At 68.5% G+C, this 24,733-nt stretch carries 21 protein-coding genes; 8 read left to right on the forward strand and 13 right to left on the reverse strand.

The window, feature by feature from the left end; all coding sequences use genetic code 11:
- Positions 1-25: 25 nt before the first annotated feature.
- The 5 genes from folE to dacB form a co-directional block, all read right to left on the reverse strand.
- On the reverse strand, positions 26-604 hold the full coding sequence (gene folE, locus JIM95_RS10085) for a GTP cyclohydrolase I FolE (RefSeq protein WP_200256585.1): 579 nt from the start codon (positions 602-604) through the stop codon (positions 26-28).
- Entirely contained in the window at positions 588-3,251 is a 2,664-nt protein-coding gene (ftsH, locus tag JIM95_RS10090; RefSeq protein WP_200256583.1) for an ATP-dependent zinc metalloprotease FtsH, read from the reverse strand. The genes folE and ftsH overlap by 17 nt, the downstream gene beginning before the upstream one ends.
- A 188-nt stretch (positions 3,252-3,439) precedes the next feature.
- Positions 3,440-4,024 (reverse strand): hypoxanthine phosphoribosyltransferase, encoded by a 585-nt coding sequence (gene hpt, locus JIM95_RS10095; RefSeq protein ID WP_200256746.1) that lies wholly within the window; start codon positions 4,022-4,024, stop codon positions 3,440-3,442.
- A gap of 64 nt (positions 4,025-4,088) precedes the next feature.
- Positions 4,089-5,105 carry a tRNA lysidine(34) synthetase TilS gene (tilS, locus tag JIM95_RS10100; RefSeq protein ID WP_200256575.1) on the reverse strand — a complete coding sequence of 339 codons (1,017 nt, stop codon included), beginning with the start codon at positions 5,103-5,105 and terminating at the stop codon, positions 4,089-4,091.
- 7 nt (positions 5,106-5,112) lie between these two features.
- Complete coding sequence (gene dacB / locus JIM95_RS10105) at positions 5,113-6,423, reverse strand: D-alanyl-D-alanine carboxypeptidase/D-alanyl-D-alanine endopeptidase (protein WP_200256562.1); 1,311 nt, start codon at positions 6,421-6,423, stop codon at positions 5,113-5,115.
- A gap of 245 nt (positions 6,424-6,668) precedes the next feature.
- Here dacB and JIM95_RS10110 point away from each other — a divergent pair, with 245 nt between their 5' ends.
- Both JIM95_RS10110 and JIM95_RS10115 read left to right on the forward strand, forming a co-directional pair.
- Entirely contained in the window at positions 6,669-7,145 is a 477-nt protein-coding gene (locus JIM95_RS10110) for an inorganic diphosphatase (protein ID WP_200256558.1), read from the forward strand.
- A 27-nt stretch (positions 7,146-7,172) separates the two neighbouring features.
- Positions 7,173-8,150, forward strand: a complete 978-nt coding sequence (locus JIM95_RS10115) for a potassium channel family protein (RefSeq protein ID WP_200256557.1) — start codon at positions 7,173-7,175, stop codon at positions 8,148-8,150.
- Between the two features lie 114 nt (positions 8,151-8,264).
- Here JIM95_RS10115 and JIM95_RS10120 read toward each other — a convergent pair whose 3' ends face one another.
- Positions 8,265-9,068 (reverse strand): ABC transporter permease, encoded by an 804-nt coding sequence (locus JIM95_RS10120; protein WP_200256556.1) that lies wholly within the window; start codon positions 9,066-9,068, stop codon positions 8,265-8,267.
- A gap of 198 nt (positions 9,069-9,266) precedes the next feature.
- On the opposite strand from JIM95_RS10120, the gene JIM95_RS10125 reads away from it, so the two are divergent.
- From JIM95_RS10125 to JIM95_RS10135, 3 genes are all read left to right on the forward strand, one after another.
- The gene (locus tag JIM95_RS10125; protein ID WP_200256554.1) at positions 9,267-9,566 is read left to right on the forward strand and encodes a rhodanese-like domain-containing protein; all 300 of its coding nucleotides are present in this window, start codon (positions 9,267-9,269) and stop codon (positions 9,564-9,566) included.
- Positions 9,567-9,653: 87 nt separating this feature from the next.
- Entirely contained in the window at positions 9,654-10,100 is a 447-nt protein-coding gene (locus JIM95_RS10130; protein ID WP_200256552.1) for a MarR family winged helix-turn-helix transcriptional regulator, read from the forward strand.
- A gap of 38 nt (positions 10,101-10,138) precedes the next feature.
- A complete protein-coding gene (locus tag JIM95_RS10135) occupies positions 10,139-14,023 on the forward strand; it encodes a Pls/PosA family non-ribosomal peptide synthetase (protein WP_200256550.1) in 3,885 nt (1,294 codons plus the stop codon).
- 33 nt (positions 14,024-14,056) lie between these two features.
- Here JIM95_RS10135 and ppk2 read toward each other — a convergent pair whose 3' ends face one another.
- The 6 genes from ppk2 to JIM95_RS10165 form a co-directional block, all read right to left on the reverse strand.
- Positions 14,057-14,956: a polyphosphate kinase 2 gene (gene ppk2 / locus JIM95_RS10140; protein ID WP_200256548.1), complete on the reverse strand. Its 900-nt coding sequence runs from the start codon at positions 14,954-14,956 to the stop codon at positions 14,057-14,059.
- A gap of 229 nt (positions 14,957-15,185) precedes the next feature.
- Positions 15,186-15,338, reverse strand: coding sequence for a hypothetical protein (locus JIM95_RS10145; RefSeq protein ID WP_200256546.1), 153 nt, complete (start codon positions 15,336-15,338; stop codon positions 15,186-15,188).
- A gap of 38 nt (positions 15,339-15,376) precedes the next feature.
- On the reverse strand, positions 15,377-15,562 hold the full coding sequence (locus JIM95_RS10150; protein WP_200256544.1) for a hypothetical protein: 186 nt from the start codon (positions 15,560-15,562) through the stop codon (positions 15,377-15,379).
- Positions 15,563-17,125: 1,563 nt separating this feature from the next.
- Positions 17,126-18,160: a pantoate--beta-alanine ligase gene (gene panC, locus JIM95_RS10155; RefSeq protein ID WP_200256542.1), complete on the reverse strand. Its 1,035-nt coding sequence runs from the start codon at positions 18,158-18,160 to the stop codon at positions 17,126-17,128.
- 62 nt (positions 18,161-18,222) lie between these two features.
- The gene (locus JIM95_RS10160) at positions 18,223-18,606 is read right to left on the reverse strand and encodes a GntR family transcriptional regulator (protein ID WP_200256540.1); all 384 of its coding nucleotides are present in this window, start codon (positions 18,604-18,606) and stop codon (positions 18,223-18,225) included.
- A gap of 6 nt (positions 18,607-18,612) precedes the next feature.
- A complete protein-coding gene (locus JIM95_RS10165) occupies positions 18,613-19,482 on the reverse strand; it encodes a hypothetical protein (protein ID WP_200256536.1) in 870 nt (289 codons plus the stop codon).
- A 157-nt stretch (positions 19,483-19,639) separates the two neighbouring features.
- Here JIM95_RS10165 and JIM95_RS10170 point away from each other — a divergent pair, with 157 nt between their 5' ends.
- On the forward strand, positions 19,640-20,116 hold the full coding sequence (locus JIM95_RS10170; protein WP_200256534.1) for a hypothetical protein: 477 nt from the start codon (positions 19,640-19,642) through the stop codon (positions 20,114-20,116).
- 101 nt (positions 20,117-20,217) lie between these two features.
- Here the strand turns inward: JIM95_RS10170 and groL are convergent, their stop codons facing one another.
- Entirely contained in the window at positions 20,218-21,861 is a 1,644-nt protein-coding gene (gene groL / locus JIM95_RS10175; protein ID WP_200256532.1) for a chaperonin GroEL, read from the reverse strand.
- A gap of 204 nt (positions 21,862-22,065) precedes the next feature.
- Here groL and JIM95_RS10180 point away from each other — a divergent pair, with 204 nt between their 5' ends.
- Complete coding sequence (locus tag JIM95_RS10180; protein ID WP_200256525.1) at positions 22,066-23,430, forward strand: dipeptidase; 1,365 nt, start codon at positions 22,066-22,068, stop codon at positions 23,428-23,430.
- 420 nt (positions 23,431-23,850) lie between these two features.
- A complete protein-coding gene (locus tag JIM95_RS10185) occupies positions 23,851-24,462 on the forward strand; it encodes an acetyl-CoA acetyltransferase (RefSeq protein ID WP_200256518.1) in 612 nt (203 codons plus the stop codon).
- Positions 24,463-24,733: the final 271 nt, after the last annotated feature.

Genomic DNA, 24,733 nt, shown 5'->3' on the forward strand with positions numbered 1-24,733 from the left:
GGTGTCCGTGTGACGGCGCCCGCGTTCACTGCTTCGCCCGGATGAGGCTCAGCGCCTCGGCGCGGGACGCGGCGTTGTGCTGGAATCCGCCACGGACCGCCGAGGTCATGGTCGTGGCCCCGGGCTTGCGGATCCCGCGCATCGCCATGCACAGGTGTTCGCACTCGATCACGACGATGACCGCCTGCGGATCGAGCCGGTCGACCAGCGCATCGGCGATCTGCCGGGTGAGGCGTTCCTGGACCTGGGGACGCTTGGCGTAGAGATCCGCCAGCCGCGCGAGCTTGGACAGTCCGGTGACCCGCCCACTCTTCCCGGGGATGTAGCCGATGTGCGCCACCCCGAAGAACGGCACCAGATGGTGCTCACAGGTCGAGTAGATGGGGATGTCCCGCACGAGGACGAGTTCCTGGTGGTCCTCGTTGAAGGTCTTGGCGAGCACCTCGGAAGGGTCGGCGTGCAGTCCCGCGAAAACCTCGGCGTACGCCCGGGCGACGCGGCCGGGGGTCTCCTTCAGCCCCTCCCGGTCGGGGTCCTCCCCCACCGCGATGAGCAGTTCCCGTACCGCCGCGGCGGCGCGCTCCAGATCAATCCCGTCGCTCATCGTCGTCCTCCCTGGGCGGTTCGCTGGTGGTCTCCCCGAGGTCGATCACGTCCGTCGGGCTGGACGAGGGGGCCTCCGAGACGTTCCCGTCGCGATCGTCCGGCGCGTCGGAGCGGTCATCCCCCTCCTGCGCGTGTTCGGGCTGTTCGTGGTCGGGCAGCCGGAAACCGATCAGCTCACCGTCCCCGGGTGCGGCGAAGGTCTGCACCCCGTCCGTCCCGTTCTCCGGTTCGCCGGGGCCGTAGGAAGCCATCCCGGGGTGTTCCTCCGGTGCACGGCGTTCCGACGTTCCCCGACCCGCACCGGCCGCGTAGGGGTTGGGGCGGGATCCGTCGCGCGGCGGCCAGCCGGGGGCGGACCAGCCGGGCGGCGGCGGGGTTCCGCCGTAGGCGGGGGTGGAGGTGTCGGTGTCGACGGGATTCCCACCCCGGGGCGGCAGAGCGTGCCTGCCGGTGGGCGCGGCGCCTCCGTCGCCGGCTTCCCGGACGGGATCGACCGCGTGTGAGCCCGTCGCGTCACCGTAGCCGAAGCCCGTGTCGCCCGGCCGCTCCGGACCGGGGTTCCGGTTCTGCTGCGACTGTCCCCCGGTTTCCGGGCTCCCCTGCGGGGTCCGGTCCGGTCCGGGTCCGCTCTGGGCCGCGAGCTGCCGTTCACGGCGGGCGCGGGCGGCCTTCGACATCTCCAGCAGGGAGAACTTCTTCGGCGGTTCCTCTCCGCGTTCGATGGCGAGTTCCGTGGGGGTCTTCACCGGTTCATGGCCGAACTGGCGCGGGTAGTCGGTGTCCTCGCCCGTGAAGACCTCGAGCGGTTCCCGCGGGGTGATGTCGGTGAACAGCGCCTCCAGGTCGGGTCGGCGCAGGGTCTCCTTCTCCAGGAGTTTCCCGGCGAGCCGGTCGAGGGTCTCCCGGTTGTCCCGCAGGATGGCGTACGCCTCCCGGTGTGCCTTGTCGAGAAGATACCGGGTCTGCTGGTCGATCGTGGCGGCGACGGTCGGCGAGTAGTCGAGGCTGCCACCGGAGCCACGGCCGGAGAAGGGGTCGCCCTGTTCCTCGCCGTACTTCACGGTGCCGAGCTCCGGGGACATGCCGTACTCGGTGACCATCGCACGGGCGATCTTGGTGGCCTGCTCGATGTCGGAGGACGCACCGGTGGTGGGCTGGCCGAAGACGAGTTCCTCGGCCGCACGGCCACCCATCGAGAACACCAGCCGGGCGAACAGCTCGGAGCGGTTGTACATGCCCTTGTCGTCCTCGGCCGCGGTCATGGCGTGGCCACCGGTACGGCCGCGGGCGAGGATGGTGACCTTGTAGACGCGTTCGATGTCCTTCATCGCCCAGGCGGCGAGGGTGTGGCCGCCCTCGTGGTAGGCGGTGACCTTCTTCTCGTGCTCGGAGATGATCTTGCTGGAACGGCGCGGGCCGCCGACGACGCGGTCGGTTGCCTCCTCGAGGGCGTCGGCGGTGATGACGTTGCCGCCGATGCGCGCGGTCAGCAGCGCCGCCTCGTTGAGTACGTTGGCGAGATCGGCGCCGGACATGCCGGCGGTCCGCTTGGCCAGGGAATTCAGGTCCGCGTCCGGAGCCAGCGGCTTGCCCTTGGCGTGGACCTTGAGGATCATCTCGCGGCCCTTGAGGTCCGGGTTCGTGACCGGGATCTGGCGGTCGAAGCGGCCGGGGCGCAGGAGCGCGGGGTCGAGGATGTCGGGGCGGTTCGTGGCGGCGATGAGGATGACGCCCTCGCGGTCGCCGAAACCGTCCATCTCGACGAGCAGCTGGTTCAGGGTCTGCTCCCGTTCGTCGTGGCCGCCGCCCATGCCGGAGCCGCGCTGGCGTCCGACGGCGTCTATCTCGTCGACGAAGATGATGCAGGGGCTGTTCTCGCGGGCCTGCTTGAACAGGTCGCGGACGCGGGACGCACCGACGCCGACGAACATCTCCACGAAGTCCGAGCCGGAGATCGAGTAGAACGGGACGCCGGCCTCACCGGCGACGGCGCGGGCGAGCAGCGTCTTACCGGTTCCGGGCGGGCCGTACAGGAGGACGCCGCGCGGGATCTTCGCCCCCAGGGCCTCGTAGCGCGAGGGGTCCTGGAGGAAGTCCTTGATCTCGTGGAGTTCGTCGACGGCCTCGTCGGCACCGGCGACGTCCTCGAAGGTGTTGGTGGGCATGTCCTTGGTGAGCTGCTTGGCCCGGGATCCGCCGATGCCCAGCATGCCCATGCCGCCGCCCTGCATGCGGGAGAAGAAGAAGATCAGCAGACCGAAGACGATGAGCATCGGCAGCATGACGCTGAACATCGACCCGAGGAAGCTCTCGCGGGTGACCTTGGTGGTGAACTTCTCCGCGTCGGCCGCCTGCACCCTGTCGAAGATGACCGGGGTGGTCCGTGCCGGGTACTCGGCGATGATCTCGCTGATGCCGTCCTGCTCCTCGACGGTGATGTCCTCCTTGAGCTTCAGCCGGATCTGCTGCTCACGGTCGTCGATCTGGGCCTCGGCGACGTTGTGCTCGTCCAGCTGTGCCAGCGCGACGGAGGTGTCCACCTTGCGGTAGGCACGGGTGTCGTCGGTCAGCACGGTCATCACGTACAGGGCGACGAGGATGACGGCGGCGATCGCGCCGATCCTCAGCAGTTTCTTGTTATCCATTCACAAGCCAAGCCGGCGGACGGTCCCGACTGCTGTGTCGTGTCGTCGGGGCGCGGTCGCCGGGCCCTTTCTTTTCAAGTCGTTGCGGGGCACGGACAGCGTGCCGGTGGACGGGGCGCCGGAGAATCATTCCCGGCGCAGCTCACACACAGGGTACCCGGGCCGTGCCGGGCGACCGCCCGGCGCGGTCAGTCTGCGTAGACGCTCGGATGCAGGCTACCGACATAGGGCAGGTCACGGTAGCGCTCGGCGTAGTCGAGGCCGTAGCCGACGACGAATTCATTCGGGATGTCGAACCCGATGTCGGAGAAGTCGACCTTCGCCTTCACCGCCTCCGGCTTGCGGAGCAGGGAGATGACCTCGAGGGTCTTCGGTCCACGGCTCCTCAGGTTCTTGATCAGCCAGGAGAGCGTGAGCCCGGAGTCGATGATGTCCTCCACGATGAGGACGTTGCGGCCGGCGATGTTGCGGTCGAGGTCCTTCAGGATCCGGACGACGCCGGACGATGAACTGGCGTTGCCGTAGGAGGACACCGCCATGAACTCCATCTGGGAGGGGATCGTCAGCGCGCGGGCGAAATCGGTCATGAAGAAGACGGCCCCCTTGAGGACCCCGATGAGGATGAGGTCCTGCTCGTCGTCGGCGTGTTCGGCGGAGACCTTCGCCGCCATCTCCGCGACCCGGCGCTGCAGGTCGGCCTCGGTGACGAGGACCTTCTCCACGTCGGTTCCGTAGGGCCCGTCGGGGACAGGGTTGTTCTGCTGTTCGTGCATGGTGTGTCTCGACCCTTCGTCGTCGTTCGCTCGCGGCACGGTGAGCCCGGTCACAGAGTGTCCTTCAGCGCGTGCTCACAGTCAGAATGCCACCACGGCGCGCCACAACCAACCTGCGCCCGTCGGCGGTTCCACCCACCGCGACCGGCCCCTGCCCGTGCCAGTCACCGAGAAGCGCGTCGACGCCGGAGATTCCGCGGGTGCTGACGACCACCCCGTGGTCCCGGAGAAACCGGGCGATGATCCTGCGCCGCAGCGCCGGGTGCTCGGTCCCGACTCCGACGGGCAGAATGTCCGCCCCACTGTCCCCGGCACCGTCGCGGTGCCTGCGGAGCACGTCATCGGCGAGGCGGTCGAGCAGCTCGGAGTCCTGCGTCGCCTTGGCGGATGCCTCGGCGAGAGCGGGAGCCGGGTCTCCCCCGACGACTTCGGCGAGCGCCGGCAGGATCTCCCTCCGGAGCGCAACCCGGCGGAAGGCGGTGTCGCTGTTGTGCGGGTCGTGCCACGGCGTCAGGCCGAGCTCCCGGGCCGCGCCGACGGTGTCCGCGCGGCGGACGCCGAGGAAGGGGCGGATCAGCGGGACGGGGTTCTCCGCGTCCGCGGTTCCGGGGACGGTACCCTCCTCCGCCAGGCCGCCGGGGTTGCCGCGGAGCGCCGCGAGCAGCAGGGTCTCGGCACGGTCGTCGAGGGTGTGCCCGACCCACAGCGCGGTACCGAGACGGGCGGCGACGGCACCGAGGACCCGGTAGCGCGCGGCACGGGCCGCCGCCTCGGTCCCACCGGTGAACCCGGACGGGTCGACGACGGCGACCTCGGCGGTTCCCCCCATAGAACGCACCTGGGCGGCGGCGCGCTCCGCCTGCTCCCCACTCCCGGGCTGCAGCCCGTGGTCGACGCAGACCGCGTGCACGACCACCCCCTCGGCGCGGGCGGCCGCCGCGAGCATCAGGGAATCCGGCCCACCGGACACCCCGAGCACCGCGGCTCGGCCGGGGGCCTCGACCCGCCTGACCGCGTGGCGCAGGGTGAGAAAGTGCGGGCAGGTACGGGGAACCGGCACATCCCCGATCCGGGCGGGCACCCGCCGGTCACCCGGCCCGCAGCGTGGAGGCCAGGACGTCCAGGGCGTCCCTGGCCGGCAGGATCTCCGAGTCGTTGGAGATGAACGCGAAGGTGTAGACCCGACGGTCCGCGGACGTCACCGTGCCCGCGAGCGCGGAGGTGTCGGTGAGTGTCCCGGTCTTGGCCCGCACCCAGCCACGTCCCACGGACCCGTCGAAGCGGTTTGCCAGCGTCCCCGTCGCCGCCGCGACGGGGAGGGTGTCCAGCAGCGGCCGGAGCTCCGTGCCGCGCGCGGCGGCGGTGAGCAAGGCGTCGAGGAGCCCGGTCGTCGCCTCGTCCTCCCCGGACAGCCCCGACGTGTCGTCGAGTCGGGCACCGGTCACGTCGAACCCCTGCTCCCGGAGAATGTCGAGCACCGCCCGCCCGGCGCCCGCGGAGTCTGCGGGCAGCCCGCGGCTCAGCGCCAGCTCCCGGCCGAGGGCCTCTGCCGCGACGTTGTCGCTCGTCCGCATCATCAGTTCCAGCCGGTCGAGCAGCGGTGCCGAGGTGACCGATGCCAACACGCGGGCATCGTGGGGTGCCGTGGTGTAGCCGAAACGCCGGGCCCCCAGCCGCTCCCCCAGCGCCCGGGAGACGTCGACCGCCGGTTCGGCGCTACGTGGCCCGTGGGGGTTCGCGGGATCGACGAGTCCCCGGTTCATCATCACCGGTTCCATGGGGGCGATGTAGCCGGCCGCGATGTCGTCACGGAACCAGCCGGGGGCGAAGTCGTCAGCGGACCACCGGGACGTGTCCACGAAGACGTCCACCGGTCCGTCGCCCGGGAACTGCACCCGGACGGCCTCCGCGAGTTCGTCCAGTTTCTCCGCCCCCAGGTCGACGTCCCCCGCGCCGACGAGTACGGCGGTACCGGGTTCCGCGCCCTCGACGACGGAGGTCGTGACGGTGTGTTCCGGCCCGAACGTCAGCAGCGCCGCGGCCGCGGTGAGTAGTTTCACGGTGGATGCCGGACGCACCGGCTGGTCCGGCTCACGGCTCCAGATCACCTCACCGGTCGTCGCGTCGGTGACGGATCCGACGAGGTGCCCGAGGCGGGGATCGGCGGCGAAGGTGTCGAGGCGCGCGACCACTTCCGCCGCCGCCGGGTCGGCACCGGTGGAATCGCCGTCGGTCGGTACCGGGGTGAATACCTCGGTGGGGCGGGCGATCGTGAGCGGTGCCGCGTGGGTGAGCGCCCGGTCGGCCTCGGCCTTGAGCGCAGCGACGGTGGACACCCCACCCGCGGTCGCCACCACCAGGACGGCGGAGATCACCCACCACCCGTCCCTGCGCGCCATGACTTCCCTCTCCGAGCCTCGCCCGGCGTCGCACATCCGGGACGCCGGTCGTTTCCGTTGCGGGCCTGATCCTAGTGCACCGCACCGGGCCGGTGCACCGTCGAGGCTAGGATGGAGTGGTCACGGGTCCGGGTCCCCCCGCCCCGTTCTCCAGTCCACAGCAGTCGATCCTGCGTCACCTCACGCGGCACCTTCCCGGTCCGTGGTCGGGTGGATGCGGGGAAAGGAACACGGCAACACACGCCATGAGCATCGAAGTCACGATCGAGATCCCCAAGGGCTCCCGCAACAAGTACGAGGTCGACCACGAGACGGGCAAGGTCTACCTGGACCGCTACCTGTTCACCCCGATGGCGTACCCCGCCGACTACGGCTTCATCGACCACACCCTCGGTGAGGACGGCGACCCGATGGACGCGCTGGTGATCCTGCCCGAGCCGCTCCTCCCCGGTGTCATCGTCAAGGCCCGGACCGTCGGTGTGTTCAAGATGACGGACGAGGCCGGCGGCGACGACAAGCTGCTCTGCGTGCTGGATGATCCGCGCTTCGACCACCTGCAGGACATCGACGACGTGTCTTCCTTCGTGCGGGACGAGATCGAGCACTTCTTCGTCCACTACAAGGACCTCGAGCCCGGCAAAGAGGTCCAGGGCGCGGGCTGGGGCGACAAGGCGGAGGCGGAGAAGATCCTGCAGGCCTCCATCGAGCGCTACAAGGGCTAGAAACCCGGGCATGGCAGACTGTTCGTCATGCCCGCCACCCCAGACGAGAGCACCCGGACCACAGCGGACCCGGATCAGGGAGTGTCCTTCCCGGCCCGCCTGAAGTACGCCTACCTCGCGGTCTTCCACCCGGAGATCCCCGAGGACGCACCCGCGCAGCAGCGGTGGGAGGCGAAGGTCGAGGGGCCGATGATCATCGTCTCCATCCTGTTCCTGGTGCTGTTCATCTGGGCCTCGATCGGACGGGCCGACGCCCGCTGGACCCGCATCGCCGAGTACGGCATGTGGTTGACCTGGTGGGCATTCATCGTCGACTACGTCGCGCGGCTCTACCTCGCCGAGCGCCGGGTCCGCTGGTTCTGGCGGCACTTCCACGAGTTCCTCCTGGTCGTGCTGCCCTGGTTCCGGCCGCTTCGGCTGCTGCGGATCCTGCCGGTGATCTTCCTGGTTCAGCGGTTCTCGGCGTCGAACAAGCGGGTCACGGTCGCGGCCTACACCGGTGTCGCCTCGGTGCTGCTGATCCTGATCTCAGCGCTGTCCATCTACGACGTCGAGCACGGCAACGCCGACTCCCAGATCTCCACCTTCTTCGACGCCGTCTGGTGGTCCATCGTGACCGTGACGACGGTCGGCTACGGCGACATCACACCGGTGACCACCGCGGGGCGCTACATCGGCATCGGGGTGATGCTCGGTGGCATCGCGGTCGCCGGTGTCGTCACCGCGACATTCGCGTCGTGGCTGGTCCAGCAGGTCGAGGACGAGGACACCGCCGCGATGCAGGACCAGCAGCGGGTGGTCACCCGGGAGCTCAAGGGGCTGCGCCGAGAGGTCAGCCAGCTCCGGAGCCAGCTCAGCCGGATGACCGAACAGCAGGAGCAGCTGCTGCGGCACCTGGCCGCCGCCGGGGACCAGCCACCGGCCGCTCCCCCAAAACCTCCGGGGAAGGAACGGCGCTCCCGCGGAAAGCGGGGCTGGCCCCACCGGCACAAGGACTCCGATTAGTTGCCCCTCGTAGGGCCACGTGTACGGCGCACCCGTCGGTACCGGTCTACCGCGGGGACCGGCGAGGGCGGAAGGTGCGGCGGCCCGGACGCCTTGTCGGGGCCGGTGCGCAGGTCAGATCAGGCGCCACACCACGAGGTACTCGGTGATCGTCAGTGCCGCGGTGGCGACCGCGAGGATCGCGATGATCACGAACAGCTGCATGATCCCGGCCTCCATGGGCGTCGCACCACCCAGGACCATGCCGACGAAGGCACCGGGGATGGTGACCATGCCCACGGTCTTGGTCGTGTCGATGGTGGGCACGAGCGCGGCGCTCGCCGCGCGCTCGGCGACGAGCATCCGCGCCTGTCCGTCGGTGAATCCGAGCGAGAGCGCGGCCTCGACCTCGCCCCGCCCGGCGCGGAGCTCCTCGTGCACGCGGCGACCGGTCAGGGCGGAGACCGCCATCCCGTGCCCGATGAGGATGCCGGCGACGGGGATCACCGCGATCCCGCGCATGTCCAGGATCCCGGTCAGCAGCAGCGCACCGACCAGCAGGAACGGGCCGAGCCCCACCGGGACCGTGAGTATCAGGATCTCCCGGATCCGACGGCCCGGGGACAGTCGGGGGCGGTCCCTGCGCGGAACGTGCTGACCGACGCGGGCCACCCGGATGCGTCCGTGGGCTGTCTCCGCCGCGGTGAGCGTGATCGCGATGAGAAACAGCACGACCGCCCATGCACGACTCACCGCGAAGTCGAGGACGAGCCCCAGAATCAGCAGCTGGACCGTCGCCCGGACGGCCGCCCAGGGAATGACCGGCGCGTGTTCGGTCCGGCCGATCCTGGCCAGGACAGCGGCGATGATGACGAGGAGGATGAGGGCGACCACGAGTGGCCAGCCGAAGTTGAACATCGTCGAACGGGTTCCCTGCATGTACCCAGTCTATTGACCTCACGCGACACCGGACCGTTGACCGACGGAATCGGGCCGCGATGGCCCGGAGAGCCAGCCCCGTTCGGGTCCGTGATTCCGCCGGATGCACCGTGAACGCAGGTAAACTGCTGCTGTCCGGGGCGTGCCCGCGGGCGAAACCCGGACAGCAGCCGACACCCCCACATGAAGGATCGACACATGAAAACCGTTCTCCCCTCCGCCGTCCCGTCCGACGCCCAGCTCATCGACGTCCGGGAGGCCGACGAGTTCGCGGACGGTCACGCGACGGGTGCGGTCAACGTGCCGATGAGCGAGATCGTCGGTCGCCTCGACGAGATCGACCGGGATCGTGACCTCTACGTCATCTGCCTCTCGGGCGGCCGATCGGCCCGTGTCTGTGAGTACCTCGAGCATCGCGGCATCGACGCGATCAATGTCGAGGGTGGCACGTCGGCGTGGCGCGCCGCGGAGCTTCCCATGGAGATTCCCGGTACCTGACCCGCATCGCAGGGTCACGGCGACACGCAATGATGGATGTCTACCAACGTTTTACGTTCGCCATGTTGGAAAGCTAGTATCAACGGTATGGCAGCGACACCCCTTGTTCCCACAGCACTCCTCGAATCCCCCTCATTCCAGCTCGAGCGTCTCCGCAGACGCACCCGCGACGAGGTCGAGAGAGCCCTCGCCGACGAGAAGACCGGACTCCGTGAGTACTGGGTGCTCACCTGCCTGGTCGAGGAGTCGGCGGCCAGCCAGACCGCGCTGTGCGAACTCCTGGCCGTGGACGCCTCGGACATGGTCCGGCTGATCGACGGCCTCGAGAGGCACTCCTGGGTCAAGCGTGAACGCGACCAGAAGGACCGCCGCCGACAGATCGTCGCCGCGACGAAGAAGGGGCGGGCGGCCCAGAAGAAGCTCGCCGACATCGTGACCGACGCCGAGGACCGCGCCCTTGACGAGTCGACCTCGAAGCAGCTCAAACACCTGCGCAAGCTCGCGAAGGCGATCATCGCCCTCGACGCCGACTAGAACTCATCCCCAACCGGAAAGCGCCCAGCCCCCGCACCGTGTCACTGAAATCCGTACCCCGCCAATTCCTGCGCGCGGGCGAGGCACCGCCCCGCCGCACGCTCGTCGACATCCTCTCCCGCACCGCGGCCGCGCACCCCAACGCCGCGGCGATCGACGACGGAGAGGTGCTCACCTACGCCGAACTCATGGACGTCGTCCGCCGCAAGGCCGCCGACCTCCACGCCGCCGGTATCCGGCGGGGTGACCGCATCGGCGTCCGGCTGCCGAGCGGCGGCAGCGAGCTCTACACCACGATCCTCGCGGTTCTCACGGCAGGTGCCGCCTACGTCCCCGTCGACGCCGACGACCCGGACGAGCGTGCCGAAATGGTCTTCGGCGAGGCCCGCGTCAACGCGACCGTCACCGACGCCGGGCTGACGGTGCACCGCCGGACCGCCGGTGGGGACACCCGCCCGCCACGACCGGACGACGACGCGTGGATCATCTTCACCTCCGGATCCACCGGCCGCCCCAAGGGCGTCGCCGTCACGCACCGCTCGGCCGCCGCCTTCGTCGACGCCGAGGCACGGATGTTCCTCGCTGACGCCCCCGGCGGTCCGCTCGGTCCCGACGACCGGGTACTCGCCGGGCTCTCGGTCGCGTTCGACGCCTCCTGCGAGGAGATGTGGCTCGCCTGGGGTCACGGCGCCTGCCTCGTCCCCGCACCGCGCATGCTGGTGCGCTCGGGAATGGACCTAGGGCCGTGGCTGATCAGCCACGACATCACCGTCGTGTCCACCGTCCCGACCCTCGCCGGCCTGTGGCCCCCGGAGGCCCTCGACAACGTCCGCCTGCTCATCTTCGGCGGTGAGGCGTGTCCCGCCGAGCTCGTGCAGAGACTGGACACCGGCGACCGGGAGATCTGGAACACCTACGGGCCGACCGAGGCCACGGTCGTGGCCTGCGCGGCACGACTCCACGCCGACCGCGACGTCTCCATCGGGCTCCCCCTCGACGGCTGGGATCTCGTCGTGGTCGACGCCGATGGCGCCCCGGTCGCCCCGGGTCAGGTCGGTGAACTCGTCATCGGCGGCGTCGGCCTCGCCCGGTACCTCGACCCGGAGAAGGACCGGGAGAAGTACGCCCCCCTGCGCAGCGTGGGCTGGTCCCGGGCGTACCGCTCCGGCGACCACGTGCGTCTGGAGGAGGACGGGCTCTACTTCGTCGGCCGGGTGGACGACCAGGTCAAGATCGGCGGCCGCAGGATCGAACTCGGTGAGGTCGAGGCCGCGGTCGCCGCTCTGCCGGGCGTCCGCTCCTCCGCCGTCGTGGTGCAGACCACGGGCGCCGACTCCAAGGTCCTCGTGGCCTACCTCTCGCGCGAGGATGACGCGGTCGACTTCGACACGGAGACCGCGACGGCCCGTCTCGCGGAAGGCATGCCCGCGGCCCTCGTCCCCAGACTCTGCGTGCTCGATGAGCTGCCTGTCCGAACATCGGGCAAGGTGGACAAGGCCGCGCTCCCGTGGCCGCTGCCCGGCGCGGTGACGGACACCTCCGCGATGACCCCGACCGAGGCCTGGCTCGCGGAGCTGTGGGTGGACGTACTCGGCGCGGCGGTGGCTGATCCGGACGCGGACTTCTTCGCGCTCGGTGGTACGTCGCTCGCCGCGGCGACGCTGGTCGGCCGGATCCGGGAACGGTTCCCGACCATCTCCGTGCGGGAACTCTACGACCATCCGCGGCTCGGTGCGCTCGCACACCGCCTCGACGAACGTCCGGACAACGACTCCGGCGTGGCCGGGAAACAGCCCGCCCACCCCGTTCCGGCCCGCACACGTGTCCTCCAGCACCTGATCCAGGTCCCGGTGATGACGCTCCAGGCCGCGCAGTGGGTGGCCTGGCTGCTCGTGGGCAACAATCTCGCGGCCGCGGCCGGGGCCTGGTGGGCGAAGCCCGCCCCCTGGTGGCTGGTCCTGCTCCTCCTCACCGTCTTCGTGACCCCGGTCGGCAGGCTTCCGATGGGTGCCTTCGCCGCGCGCCTGCTCACCCGCGGCATAGTGCCGGGCAATTACGCCCGCGGCGGACGCAAGCACCTGCGGCTGTGGACGGCGGACCGGATCCAGGACGCGTGCGGCGCCCGGGACATCGCCGGGGCGACGTGGATCACCAGCTACGCCCGTCTGCTCGGAGCAACCGTGGGGAGGGACGTGCACCTCCACACCCTCCCCCCGGTCACGGGCCTGCTCACCCTCGGTGACCACTGCTGCATCGAACCGGAGACCGATCTCTCGGGTATGTGGGTCGACGGAGACACGGTCCACGTCGGCCGGATCACCGTGGAGGCGGACGCCCGCGTCGGTGCCCGTTCCACTCTGCTGCCCGGGGCCGTCATCGGGGCCGGCGCACACGTCGAGTCCGGGTCCTGCGTGACCGGGGACAAGAAGGTCAAGGCCGGGGCCCGCTGGGCTGGTTCGCCGGCCGCGAAGGTCGGCCGTGCGAAGCAGCGTTTCCCGGAGGAGCACCCGGACCGGCGCCCGTGGTGGGTGCCGGTCTACGGGGCGACGTCGCTGGCGCTGAGCCTCATGCCGGTGCTCTCCGTCGGGGCGGGCGCCGCTGTCGTCGCCTGGCTGGCGACCATCCTCGGTTCCAGCACCACGTCGACTGTCGCCGCAGGTGTCATCCTCGCGCCGCTCGGTGCGCTCATCGCCTTCGGACTGATCGTGGTCCTCACACTCGTCGGCGTACGTCTGATGTCGATCCGACTGGACACAGGGGTTCATCCGGTACGTTCCCGGATCGGCTGGCAGCTGTGGGCCACGGAACGACTCATGGACGCGGCCCGCACCCACCTCTTCCCGCTCTACGCCTCGCGGTTGACCCCGGCGTGGCTGCGCGCACTCGGCGCGAGCGTCGGCAGGGACACCGAGATCTCCACGGCCGTCCTGGTGCCCGCGTTCACGGAGATCAGGGACGGCGCTTTCCTCGCCGACGACACGATGGTCGGCGGCTACGAACTGGGCGGCGGATGGATGCTCGCCGGAAGAACCAGGATCGGCAAGCGCAGCTTCCTCGGCAACTCCGGGATCGCCGGGGCGGGTCGCAAACTGGCGAAGAACTCACTCGTCGCCGTGCTCTCCCAGACACCGAAGAAGGCGCGCGCCGGATCGAACTGGCTCGGGTCCCCGCCGGAGCGGCTGCGCCGTGTCACGGTCGACGCCGGCGGCGAGGCCCGGACCTACCAGCCCACCGCGCGACTGAAGCGCGCCCGCGGCCTCGTGGAGACCATGCGGCTGCTCGCCCCCATGACCTCCGGGGTTCTCGCCGCGGGCACGCTGCTGGCCTTGCAGTGGTTGTACACGCAGCCGGACGCACCGTTCGCCGGTGCGGCACTGGCCTGGCTGTGCGGTGGGCTCGTCCTCATGGCCGCCGGGCTGGGGGCCGCGGCGATCACCGTGGCGGTGAAGTGGCTGTGTGTCGGGAGAATCCGGCCCAGCGAGCATCCCCTGTGGTCCCGCTTCGTGTGGCTCAACGAGCTCCAGGACGCGTTCGTCGAGGCGGTTGCCGCCCCGTGGTTCCTGAACCCGAATCAGGGCGCCCAGCCGCTGGTGTGGTTCCTCCGCGCGATCGGTGCCCGGATCGGCCGGGGGACCTGGATCGAGTCCTACTGGCTGCCCGAGGCGGACCTCGTGGAGGTCGGGGACGGGGCGACGATCGGACCGGGCTGCGTGGTGCAGACGCACCTCTTCCAGGACCGGGTGATGAGTCTCGACACCGTGTGGATCGGGCCCGGGGCGGTCCTGGGACCGCACTCCGTGATCCTCCCCGCGGCTTCCCTCGGGGAGGGCACCACCATCGGCCCCGCGTCCCTGGTACTACGCGGAGACCGGGTTCCCGGCCACACGGTGTGGCACGGAAACCCGGTCGAGCCCCGGGGCTGAGCGCCCACGGGGTGGGGTACGGGGGTCGGGCGTTCAGTCGCCGATCTGGTCCCGCCCGCGGAGAACGATCTTCGGATCCGGCTCACCGACGAGTTCGTGGTCCTTGCCGGTGTACTCGAACTTCGACAGTACATAGCGCATCGCGTTGATGCGGGCCCGCTTCTTGTCGTTCGACTTGATGGTGATCCACGGTGACTCGTCGGTGTCCGTGTACCGGAACTGCTCCTCCTTGGCGCGGGTGTAGTCCGGCCACTTGTCCAGGGACGCGAGGTCCATCGGGGAGAGCTTCCACTGCCGGACCGGGTCGACCTGGCGGATGGCGAAGCGGGTGCGCTGTTCCTTCTGGGTGACCGAGAACCAGAACTTGGTCAGTGAGATCCCGGATCCCATGATCATGTTCTCCAGCATCGGCACCTCGCGGAGGAACTCGGCGTGCTGGGACTCCGTGCAGAAACCCATGACGCGCTCGACACCTGAGCGGTTGTACCAGGAGCGGTCGAAGAACACGATCTCCCCCGCTGACGGGAAGTGCTCGATGTAGCGCTGGAAGTACCACGAGGTCGACTCTCGCGGGGAGGGCTTCTCCAGCGCGACGGTGCGCGCACCGCGCGGGTTGAGGTGCTCGTTGAAACGCTTGATGGTTCCGCCCTTGCCCGCGGCGTCACGTCCCTCGAAGAGGATGATGTGGCGTTGCCCGGTGTCCTTCGTCCAGTTCTGCCATTTGAGCAGCTCGATCTGGAGGGCACGCTTGATGTGCTCGTACTCGTGCCGGGACATCCGCTCGTCGTACGGGTAGTTCTCCCGCCATGTCTCCACGGGCGCACCGTCGGGCCTGATGAGGACGGGATCGTCATCGTCTGAATCATCGACGATGTAGCCTTCGGTGGCGGCCAGGTCGACGACGGGGAGTTCCTGCTCGGAAGTTTCAGCCATAGGGTCAGTTTAACGCCGCGAGTGGGAGTACGCGGATGAATCGTGGACTCACCACGCCGACGGGGGGACAGCGGGTGGACATCTCATCTGACACCGTCCGACGCGGCGGACCTGCAGGTACCTGAAAACGTGATAACCCGGCACCGTGCAAAGCACGGTGCCGGGTTATCGGCTCCCCGAGATCATGGATCAGCGGGGGAGGTTCACTCCGTCAGGAGTGAAGAGGCGATCAGAAAGCGCCGAGGATGCTCTTCAGGCCACCGGCGACCTCAGCGAAGGGCTTGAGAACGTCGATGAGCTGAACGACCGGGTTCCACTCGTTGGCGAAGAAGAGGCCGGAAGCGAGGGAGAAGAGGTCGGAAGCGAGGGAGAAGTTTGCCATTTTGGGCTCCTAGAGAGTTATGAGTTGGGGGAGTGCGATTAGTTGACGTACTCGATGATCGGCTGGCCGGCGCTCATGGCGGCGGTGCCGAGGCTCATGTCGACGGCGGTGAAGCCACGGAGGGCGGCCCAGAGCTCGACGATGGCGGCGGGCATGTTGCCGAAGACCTTGACGAAGCCGCCGACGATGTCACTGAAAGCGCCGAGCTGATTAGCGATGTCCATGTTGTTCTCCTTGAGAGGAACCAGCCTGGAGCTGGTAGTAGATTCCAGTTGCTGACGCCCTCAGGACGTCATGGACTCATTTAAGCACACCCAGTGCGGGAGTCAACATCTTTCTGAACGACAGTCCCCCCGGCTCCGGGACGACTCCGGAACCGGGTACCCACATCCGGGGCATACATTCGGACGCACGACCTGCACTTTTTCATCTATAATTGCTAGCTGGCGTGAACTAAGAGAGAAAAACACGGGTAAACGCGTTTTCAGGGTAACGAAGACGCACACCGGCCAGATAGAGTCCGGAATTCCCTGAGAAAATCTCAACCGCTCTTAAATTGCCCCTATCCGGGGGGTTTTCGCCGGATAGGGGCCCCGTCACATCAAGCACAACAGCCTCAACCACTATGTGTGGGACCGCGTGCACCGCTCCACCGACACCTAACGGTGTTCTCCGCGGAGAGCCCCAGCGGACCGCTATCGGTCGACAGGCCCAGCCCCCCGTCGACTGTCCGGGAGTGACCGACAGGAAGTGGCGCTCCTCCCGGGATACACGAATCGTCGGTTCCGGCTGTGGATGACGGCTGTTCCCGCGGCATCCGGCTCGGTACCGAGGCCGGGCCCGACCGGAAGAGACCGCCCGGAAGCTGGGCCCCTCTTCTTTTGGGTGAGAACCGGAGCGAATCCTGCACACAACCGGAGACAACTGACCGTGCACTGCCCACCGCCCCGGAAAGCCCCGGGCTCGTGGTCTTTTCCGCGAACGCCGTGCGTTCCGCCCGGTTCCCGACTGTCGTCCGGTGTCGAATCCACCGGCGTCACTCCGTGCCCGCCCTCCGCAAGCTCTGGAACGAGAGACCTTCGACAGACCCTCGCAGCGGGCACGTCTCTGTTCCACGGGAGAACACGCGCCCTCCGGCAGGTCCCGAGTGGATCTCCATCACGGACTCCCGCAGGCAATCCCCTACCGCGTTCACCCGGACCGGATCCCCTCCGGCACCGGCACACCGGGCGGAAGGTCACAGGACGCGACACAGGTCACCTCGCGGCCGGGGACCTCCTCAGGGATACCTCTATATAGATGCCTCTATATAGCCTCTATATAACGGCGTACCTTCATATGTGTCTCGCGCTACCGGGGGAGCCTGACGTACACCCGGTGGCGACAGATCAGGCGGGGCCACGGGCGGACGAACCTGATCCCGGGATCGGCGTACACCGACCGGCCCCTCGTCCCGTGCGGACACCACAGATCGGCCGTGAAGAGGTGCCGTCCGTGCCCGCAGACAAGTCCGATCGAATCCGCTCAACCGGGATGAGACTGTGACAGGACGGCAACCGGACACGAACCGACCGCAGGACCCTGCCTCGGACGGCCCGGCCACTGAGGGGATACAGGAGGAATCGTGCGCACAATTCACCGGCGGTGAACATACAGCCGGTCCCGCATCCCCGCTCCCCGGGTGGGGCCGGCGGCGGAGATCAGTGTGGCCGCAGGGAGTGTTCTCTACTACCGATGGACCCCGCCGCGGCTTCTCCGGGTGCCCCGTGGACGGGTGATGGCGATTCTCACCCGCGGGGCTCTCCGGATTCACCCCGGCGGGACGACCGCATCTCCTGCACCTGTTCCCTGAGCCTCCGGAGTTCCGCCATCTCCTCATCGCTGAGCTCGGCATCGAGACCCGCGGCATGGAGGGCGGCCTGGGCGATCTCCTTCTCCCTGCGGGCCTGCAGATCGCCGAGGATGACGCCGACATTGTCCAGCAGCCGGACTCCTCCGACGCGGGCCGCGACGAGCAGGCGGGCCTCCCCTTCCCCGACGTCGTCGGGCAGCGGGGCCAACCTGCCGTCGCGGAGCTCGAGGTAGTCGACCTCGACCCCGGGTACGGAGTCCAATACGGAGCGGGCGCCCGTGAGCACCGCGTCCACGCCCTGATCGCCGCAGTGCGCGCCCAGCGTGAGCGCGGCGGAGAGGGCGACGGCGGCCTGCCGCGAGGCGTCATCGAGTCGGATGTTCCGGGAGCTCATGGCCAACCCGTCGTTCTCCCGGATGACGGGGACGGAATGCAGCTGGACGGGCAGGTTGAGATCCGTGACGAGCTGCTGCATGAGAACGAGCTGCTGGTAGTCCTTCTCCCCGAACACGGCGTCGGAGCAGTTGGTCACGTTGAACAGCTTCAGGCAGACGGTCAGCGCACCATCGAAGTGGCCGGGACGCGAGGCGCCCTCCAGTTCCTCGGCCAGCGGCCCGGCGGAGACGGTGGTCCGGAACCCGTTGGGGTACATCTCACGCACGGACGGGGCGAACACCAGCTCCACGCCGAGTTCCCGCAGCTTCTCCACGTCAGTGTCCAGGGTCCGTGGGTAGGAGTCCAGGTCGGCCTCGTCCCCGAACTGCAGCGGGTTGACGAATATGGAGACCACGACCACGGCCCTCGGGAAGGATTGCGCGGCCCGGACGAGTTCCAGGTGGCCTTCGTGAAGCGCGCCCATCGTGGGAACGAGGACGACCGGCCGCGCGGTCGCGCGCAGCGCGCGGGTGACGCGGCCGATCTCCGCGACCGAGGTGTGCACGGTGGTTTCGCCCGGGGTGTATCCGGCCATGGGTTCTCCTTGGGACTGACGGGTGCGGTGAACTGGCAATCGTCAATCCTAACGCTCCCGGCTCACCCTGCAGGCCACGCCTCCGCTATCCGCCGCTGCACCTCATCCAGCGGGATGCCCGCCGCAACAGCACCGGCGACCAGGGCCGCGACATTGGCGGCGAGCGGATCGGCTGACCCGGCGGCGACGCCCTTCGGCGCGCCCGCCGCTATCCGGGTGCCAGCGCCGCGGCGGGTGGTCACAGTGCCCGCGGCCTCGAGGTCCCGGTAGGCACGTGCGACCGTGCCCGGGGCGACCCCGAGGTCCCGCGCCAGTTGGCGCAACGGTGGTAGCCGGTCCCCCTCGCCGAGCTCCCCGACCGCGATGAGCCGGAGAACCTCCCGCTGCACCTGTGCGTAGACCGGCGTCGGGTCATCCAGTCGAACGGTTATCCCCTGCTGTCCCATGGCGCGTCACCGTGCTTCCGGAGCTCGCCCGGCCAGCGCCGCACCGACCTGCCCCACGGCGTACACGGCGGAACAGACAAGCAATCCACCGGCTGTCGCAATCGCCCACAGGAAGGTCGGCGTGCCCGCGCAGTCGGGGTACGCGGAGAGCATCCGGAAGGCGATCGGGGCGCCCGTGACCGCCGCGGTGAAGGTGAGCGTGCAGGTGACGGTGTGCCCGGCGATCCTGCGGAATGATGCATCGGCCTCCAGATCGGGCAGGACAGGGCGTTTCGTCGCGAGAATGAGCGCTCCGAGCCCGATGAGTGTGCAGATCGCGAGGACGATGAGCAGCGGTAACGAGTACCAGCTTCCGGGCCACGGAGACGATGAGATGACATGGAGTCCGTCGTCCATGTCACAGAACACCGTGAGGGCCCGTCCCTGTCGCCCGAGGTCATCGGGAGATCCGGCGAGGGTTCCGGTGACGAGGACCACTACAGTGACGACGACCGTGGTGAGCGCCACCGTCAGGTCCGTGGTCCCGGCGGTGGAACGGAGTGTTCTGGTGGCCAGCGGCGCCTGACGACGCGCGCCCTGTCGCGGCCGGATGGTGGCCACCGCCAGCGCCGAGGTGGTGAGGACGACGACAGCGAACACCATCGGGGCCAACACCAGCCCCAGACCGAGCCCGGTGACGAGAAGGATCCCCAGCAGTGCGATGATCGATCCGACCACCACCCCACCCATGATCCACCGACGGTAGCGCTCCAGGACCGGGGATTCGATCGCGACGGCGTCTCCGTCTGGGACTCCGCGCCTCCGCACGAAGCGGATCGACACAGCGCCGGCGATGCCTCCGAGAATGGCGACGACGAGGGGAAGGACGGGTGTCATGGTGGACTCCTTCGAGTTTTGTACCAATTGTATGACACAAATAAGACTATGTGGGGCCGTTATTTGTGTCAATGGGTCGATACAAGCTGCAATCCCCGCACATCCCCCCGGTAGCGTGGGACACAGGCCCGACACCGAACGAAGGGGTACCTCCGACATGATCCTCCGACGGACACCACTGATACTCGCAGTCTGCTCCGCAACCCTCCTCGTGACGGCAGCCTCCTGCTCCCCGCCGAACGAGCGGGAGTCGACCGACCCCTCGGCACACCTCGCCCCCAGACCGGCGGACGCACCGATCCTCGGCGAGGTATCCGCATCCGGTGAGTGCGACCCGGAGGTCATCGACATCGACCACCGGAAACCGTCGGCCGACATCACCTACAACGGGAGACCCGGGGACCGGATCGACATCCGGATCGTCCATGAGCCGGAACCCGGAGAGAAGCAGAACACCGACCACGAGATAAGACTCGACGAGGGGGCCACGGGATGGCAGATACCCAGCGGCATCCCCAACGCCACCATCCACGAGATCGTCGTGACCGCCGTGGGTGGGACCGGAATGACCGGTGAGTGCCGCATCCCGGTCAACGGCATCGACGGCGACGACACCCCCGCCCCGAACACCTGACCCCACGGAACGACAGAGGCCCGGCCCCACACTGTTGTGTGGGGCCGGGCCTCTTCTCAGCCTTCGTCCGGTGACGGACTCACCGGAGGGGTGTCAGGGGATCAGAATCCGCCCATGCCACCCATTGCGTCGGCGTCGGGCATACCCTGGCCGGCCGGCTGCGGCTTGTCGGCGACGACAGCCTCGGTGGTGAGGAACAGCGCCGCGATGGATGCCGCGTTCTGCAGTGCGGAGCGGGTCACCTTGACCGGGTCGTTGATACCGGCCTCCATGAGGTTGACGTACTCGCCGGTGGCGGCGTTCAGGCCTTCACCCACCTTGAGGGAGGCGACCTTGTCGGCGACAACACCGGGCTCGTGGCCCGCGTTGAAGGCGATCTGCTTCAGCGGGGCCGAGAGGGCGGAACGGACGATCTTCACGCCGGTCGCCTCATCGCCGACCAGACCGAGATCATCGTCGAGCACGTGGGCGGCCTGGATGAGGGCAACGCCACCACCGGCGACGATGCCCTCTTCGACGGCGGCCTTGGCGTTGCGCACGGCGTCCTCGATGCGGTGCTTGCGCTCCTTCAGCTCGACCTCGGTCGCGGCACCGACCTTGATGACGGCGACGCCGCCGGCGAGCTTCGCGAGGCGCTCCTGCAGCTTCTCCCGGTCGTACTCGGAGTCGGAGTTCTCGATCTCGGCGCGGATCTGGTTGACCCGGCCCTCGATCTGGGCGCTGTCGCCGGCACCCTCGACGATGGTGGTCTCGTCCTTGGTGACGACGACCTTGCGGGCACGGCCCAGCAGCGGAATGTCCGCACTCTCGAGGGAGAGGCCGACCTCCTCGGAGATGACCTGGCCACCGGTGAGGATGGCCATGTCCTGCAGCTGTGCCTTACGGCGGTCGCCGAAGCCGGGGGCCTTGACGGCGACGGACTTGAAGGTGCCGCGGATCTTGTTGACGACCAGGGTGGACAGGGCCTCGCCCTCGACGTCCTCGGCGATGATCAGGAGCGGCTTGCCGGCCTGCATGACCTTCTCCAGCAGCGGCAGGAGATCCTTGATGTTGCCGATCTTCGCGGAAACCAGGAGGATGTACGGATCCTCGAGGACGGCCTCCTGGCGCTCCATGTCGGTGGCGAAGTAACCGGAGATGTAGCCCTTGTCGAAGCGCATGCCCTCGGTGACGTCGAGCTCGACGCCGAAGGTGTTGGACTCCTCGACGGTGATGACGGATTCCTTGTTCAGCTTGCCGCCGCCCACGGCGTACATGGCCTGGGCGATCTTGGCGCCGATGGCGGGATCGGCGGCGGAAATGCCGGCGGTCGCGGCGATCTGCTCCTCGGTCTCGATCTCCTTGGCGGTGGAGAGCAACTCCTCGGTGACCTTCTTGACGGCCTGCTCGATGCCGCGCTTGATGCCCATCGGGTTGGAGCCGGCGGCGACGTTGCGCAGCCCCTCGCGGACGAGGGCCTGGGCGAGCACGGTGGCGGTGGTGGTGCCGTCACCCGCGACGTCGTCGGTCTTCTTGGCGACCTCCTTGACCAGCTCGGCACCGATCTTCTCGTACGGATCCTCGAGCTCGATCTCGCGGGCGATGGTCACGCCGTCGTTGGTGATGGTCGGCGCGCCCCAGGACTTCTCCAGGACGACGTTGCGTCCCTTCGGGCCGAGGGTGACCTTGACGGCGTCAGCGAGGGTGTTCAGGCCCTTTTCGAGGCCACGGCGTGCTTCCTCATCAAAAGCGATGATCTTTGCCATGTGTTGTGTGCTCCTTGGTTTTTCATCGGACGACACTCACGTCAAGTATCTGCGGGCGCCCGCGACGGCACGGTCGGTGAGTGTTGGGTCCAACCTCACCCGCAGGTGTACATAAATTCTGGCACTCTCCAGTATCAAGTGCTAGGTCCGTTTCTAGCAGTCGGGGCGTGCGAGTGCAAGAACCGGGGCCCTACACTTGGACCCATGACTCCCTCCACCCCCACCACAGCTGAAGTGACCGCCGCGATCGAGGCCCAGCAGGCCCGCATTCTCGCCGACCTGACCGAACTCGTCTCCCACAGTTCCGTGCACGCGGAACCCGGCTGCGAACAGGCCAACGCGGATGCCGCGGCCTGGGTCGTCCGATCCCTGGAGGAGGTCGGCCTCGAGGTGGACACCCACCTCACCACCGACGGATCGACCGCGGTGATCGGCCGCCGCGCCGCCCGTGACGGACGCCCCACGGTCCTGCTCTACTCGCACTACGACGTGGTTCCCGCCGGGGACCCGGCCGCCTGGACCTCGGATCCGTTCACGCTCACCGAACGGGACGGTCGCTGGTACGGGCGCGGCACCGCGGACTGCAAGGGCAACGTCGTCATGCATCTCGCGGCCCTGCGCGCGCTCGGGGAACTCGGCGATCCCGGCGTCGGCGTCACCGTCGTCATCGAGGGCTCCGAGGAACGCGGTGGCGAAGGCCTGGACCACCTCATCGAGGAACACCCCGAGTACTTCACCGCGGACGCCATCATCATCGCGGACACCGGAAACGTCGCCGAGGGGGTGCCCACACTCACCACCTCCCTACGCGGCGGCGCGCAGGTCCGCGTCACGGTGAACACCCTCAGGTCGGCCGTGCACTCCGGCGGATTCGGCGGCCCCGCACCGGACGCCGTCGCCGCGCTGATCCGCATCCTCGACTCACTGCGCGACGAATCGGGACGCGTCGCGATCAGGGGCACCGACAACAACGCCGCCTGGGACGGAATCTCCTATGACGCGGAGGCCTTCCGCGCGGACGCTGGAGTCCTCGAGGGAGTGGAGATCATCGGCGACGGAACCGACATAGCCGATCAGCTGTGGGCACGCCCCGCCGTCACGGTGACGGGATTCACCTCCACGCCGGTATCCGAGGCCGTCAACGCCATCCCGGCGACGGCGACCGCACAGCTCAATCTGCGGACGCCCTACGGCGCCTCCGGCACAGCGACGGCCGAGGCTCTGCGAGACCACCTGATCGACGCCGCCCCATGGGGCGTGCAGGTCGAGGTCGACATCCAGGAGGTCAACGAGCCCTTCGCCACAGACACCTCAGGCCCGGCCGCGCAGGCACTGGCCGACGCACTGTCGAAGGCATTCGGGGACAGGGAGACGGCGTACTGCGGCTCCGGCGGCTCCATCCCCCTGACCACCGCCCTGCAGCGGGCGGTGCCGGGCGCCGAGATCGCCCTGTTCGGCGTCGAGGAACCCCTGTGCACCATCCACTCGGCCGACGAGTCCGTGTCCCCGGAGGAACTGAAGCGCTGCGCGGTGGCGGAGACACTGTTCCTGCTCGGCTACACGCTCTAGATCCCCGGAGTTCATCACACCGCACATTCCACCCAGTGGGACGTGCGGGGTGACGTCTTCCCGGAACCACACCGTCACCAGCGGAATATGGAGGTGATGTCGACCAACGGGCACACCCCGACAACACCCCCACCCTCCCACATTCCGGAACATTTCTTGACCCGGATGTGGGAAACCCCTAATCTCGACGTTGTGACGCACATCATTCGACTAACGCGAGTAGCAGAGGCTACGTACCCCGGTGAAGGATAGGGACTGACCCCTTCACCCGGGGCAGTAGTCGTTATCCTCCCAGTCGCTTGACAAGCGTCGGTCCATTTCCACAGACCAGACAGATCCGTCACACCACCACAGGCCCTCCCCGGACACCCCGGAAGGTACGAGGCCGGTGCCGGATCAGGATCTTCCAGAGGACCGACGATGCACACGACGAACACCACCACCGACACCCGTACCGGCAACGGGGAACAGTCGATCCACACGCTGCACACCCAGCACCCGCCCCAGGCCACCCCCGTCCAGATCAGCCGCCCGACCCCCTTCAACCTGCGCGATCCCCTGCGTGAGTGCACGGACGACCCCTTCCGCGCCCGATTCGGACAGAGCCTGCCGACCGGACTGCGCGAGGAAGCCGCGGGTATGGACTGGCGCACATTCACCGAGACCTACTGCCCCACCCCGGACCTGCGGATCGACAACCTCTCGCACACGTCGCTCCGCGACGACCGACGACGGTTCAGCGCCACCCTGACATCCTCCCGCCCGGGCCGTGGCGGCGTCACACACTCACCCCGCGAGATCACCGCCATGGGGGCGATCTCGGCCTGCACCAACCTGTTGGCCGATACCGGACGCCGCGTCGAGATCCTGACCTTCCGGCAGCGGGACATCTTCAACGGAACCGCTGTCTTCCTCGAGGTCTGCCACAACAACACCAGGTGCTGGGTCCTGGGCTTCGGTGGAACCCCGGACGCCGCCATCGCCACCGCGATGAGCCGCGCCGCCCACCGCCTGCACCGCGAAGAGAGCTGAAGCAGAAACACGCTTCCCCCGCACACCGACCCAACGATCGTATCTCTCCCGTACCGGACAGCTCCTGGGGTTGTGTCGATCAGGTGGACACCTTCGTCCGCGGATCCGCGGGATGGGCCACCACACCAACGCCGGACTGACGTGGGACCGGGTCCTGCGCCCCGGGAAAACGGCGGCTTTCCGATCGCGACTGTTCTTCGGTCCACCGGACCACGACCTCGGCGGGTGACGGGACAGGAGACGGGGAGCCTGCCGGGTAGACTGACGAACT

The organism is Corynebacterium antarcticum (genome assembly GCF_016595285.2).
Classification (GTDB): Bacteria; Actinomycetota; Actinomycetes; order Mycobacteriales; family Mycobacteriaceae; genus Corynebacterium; species Corynebacterium antarcticum.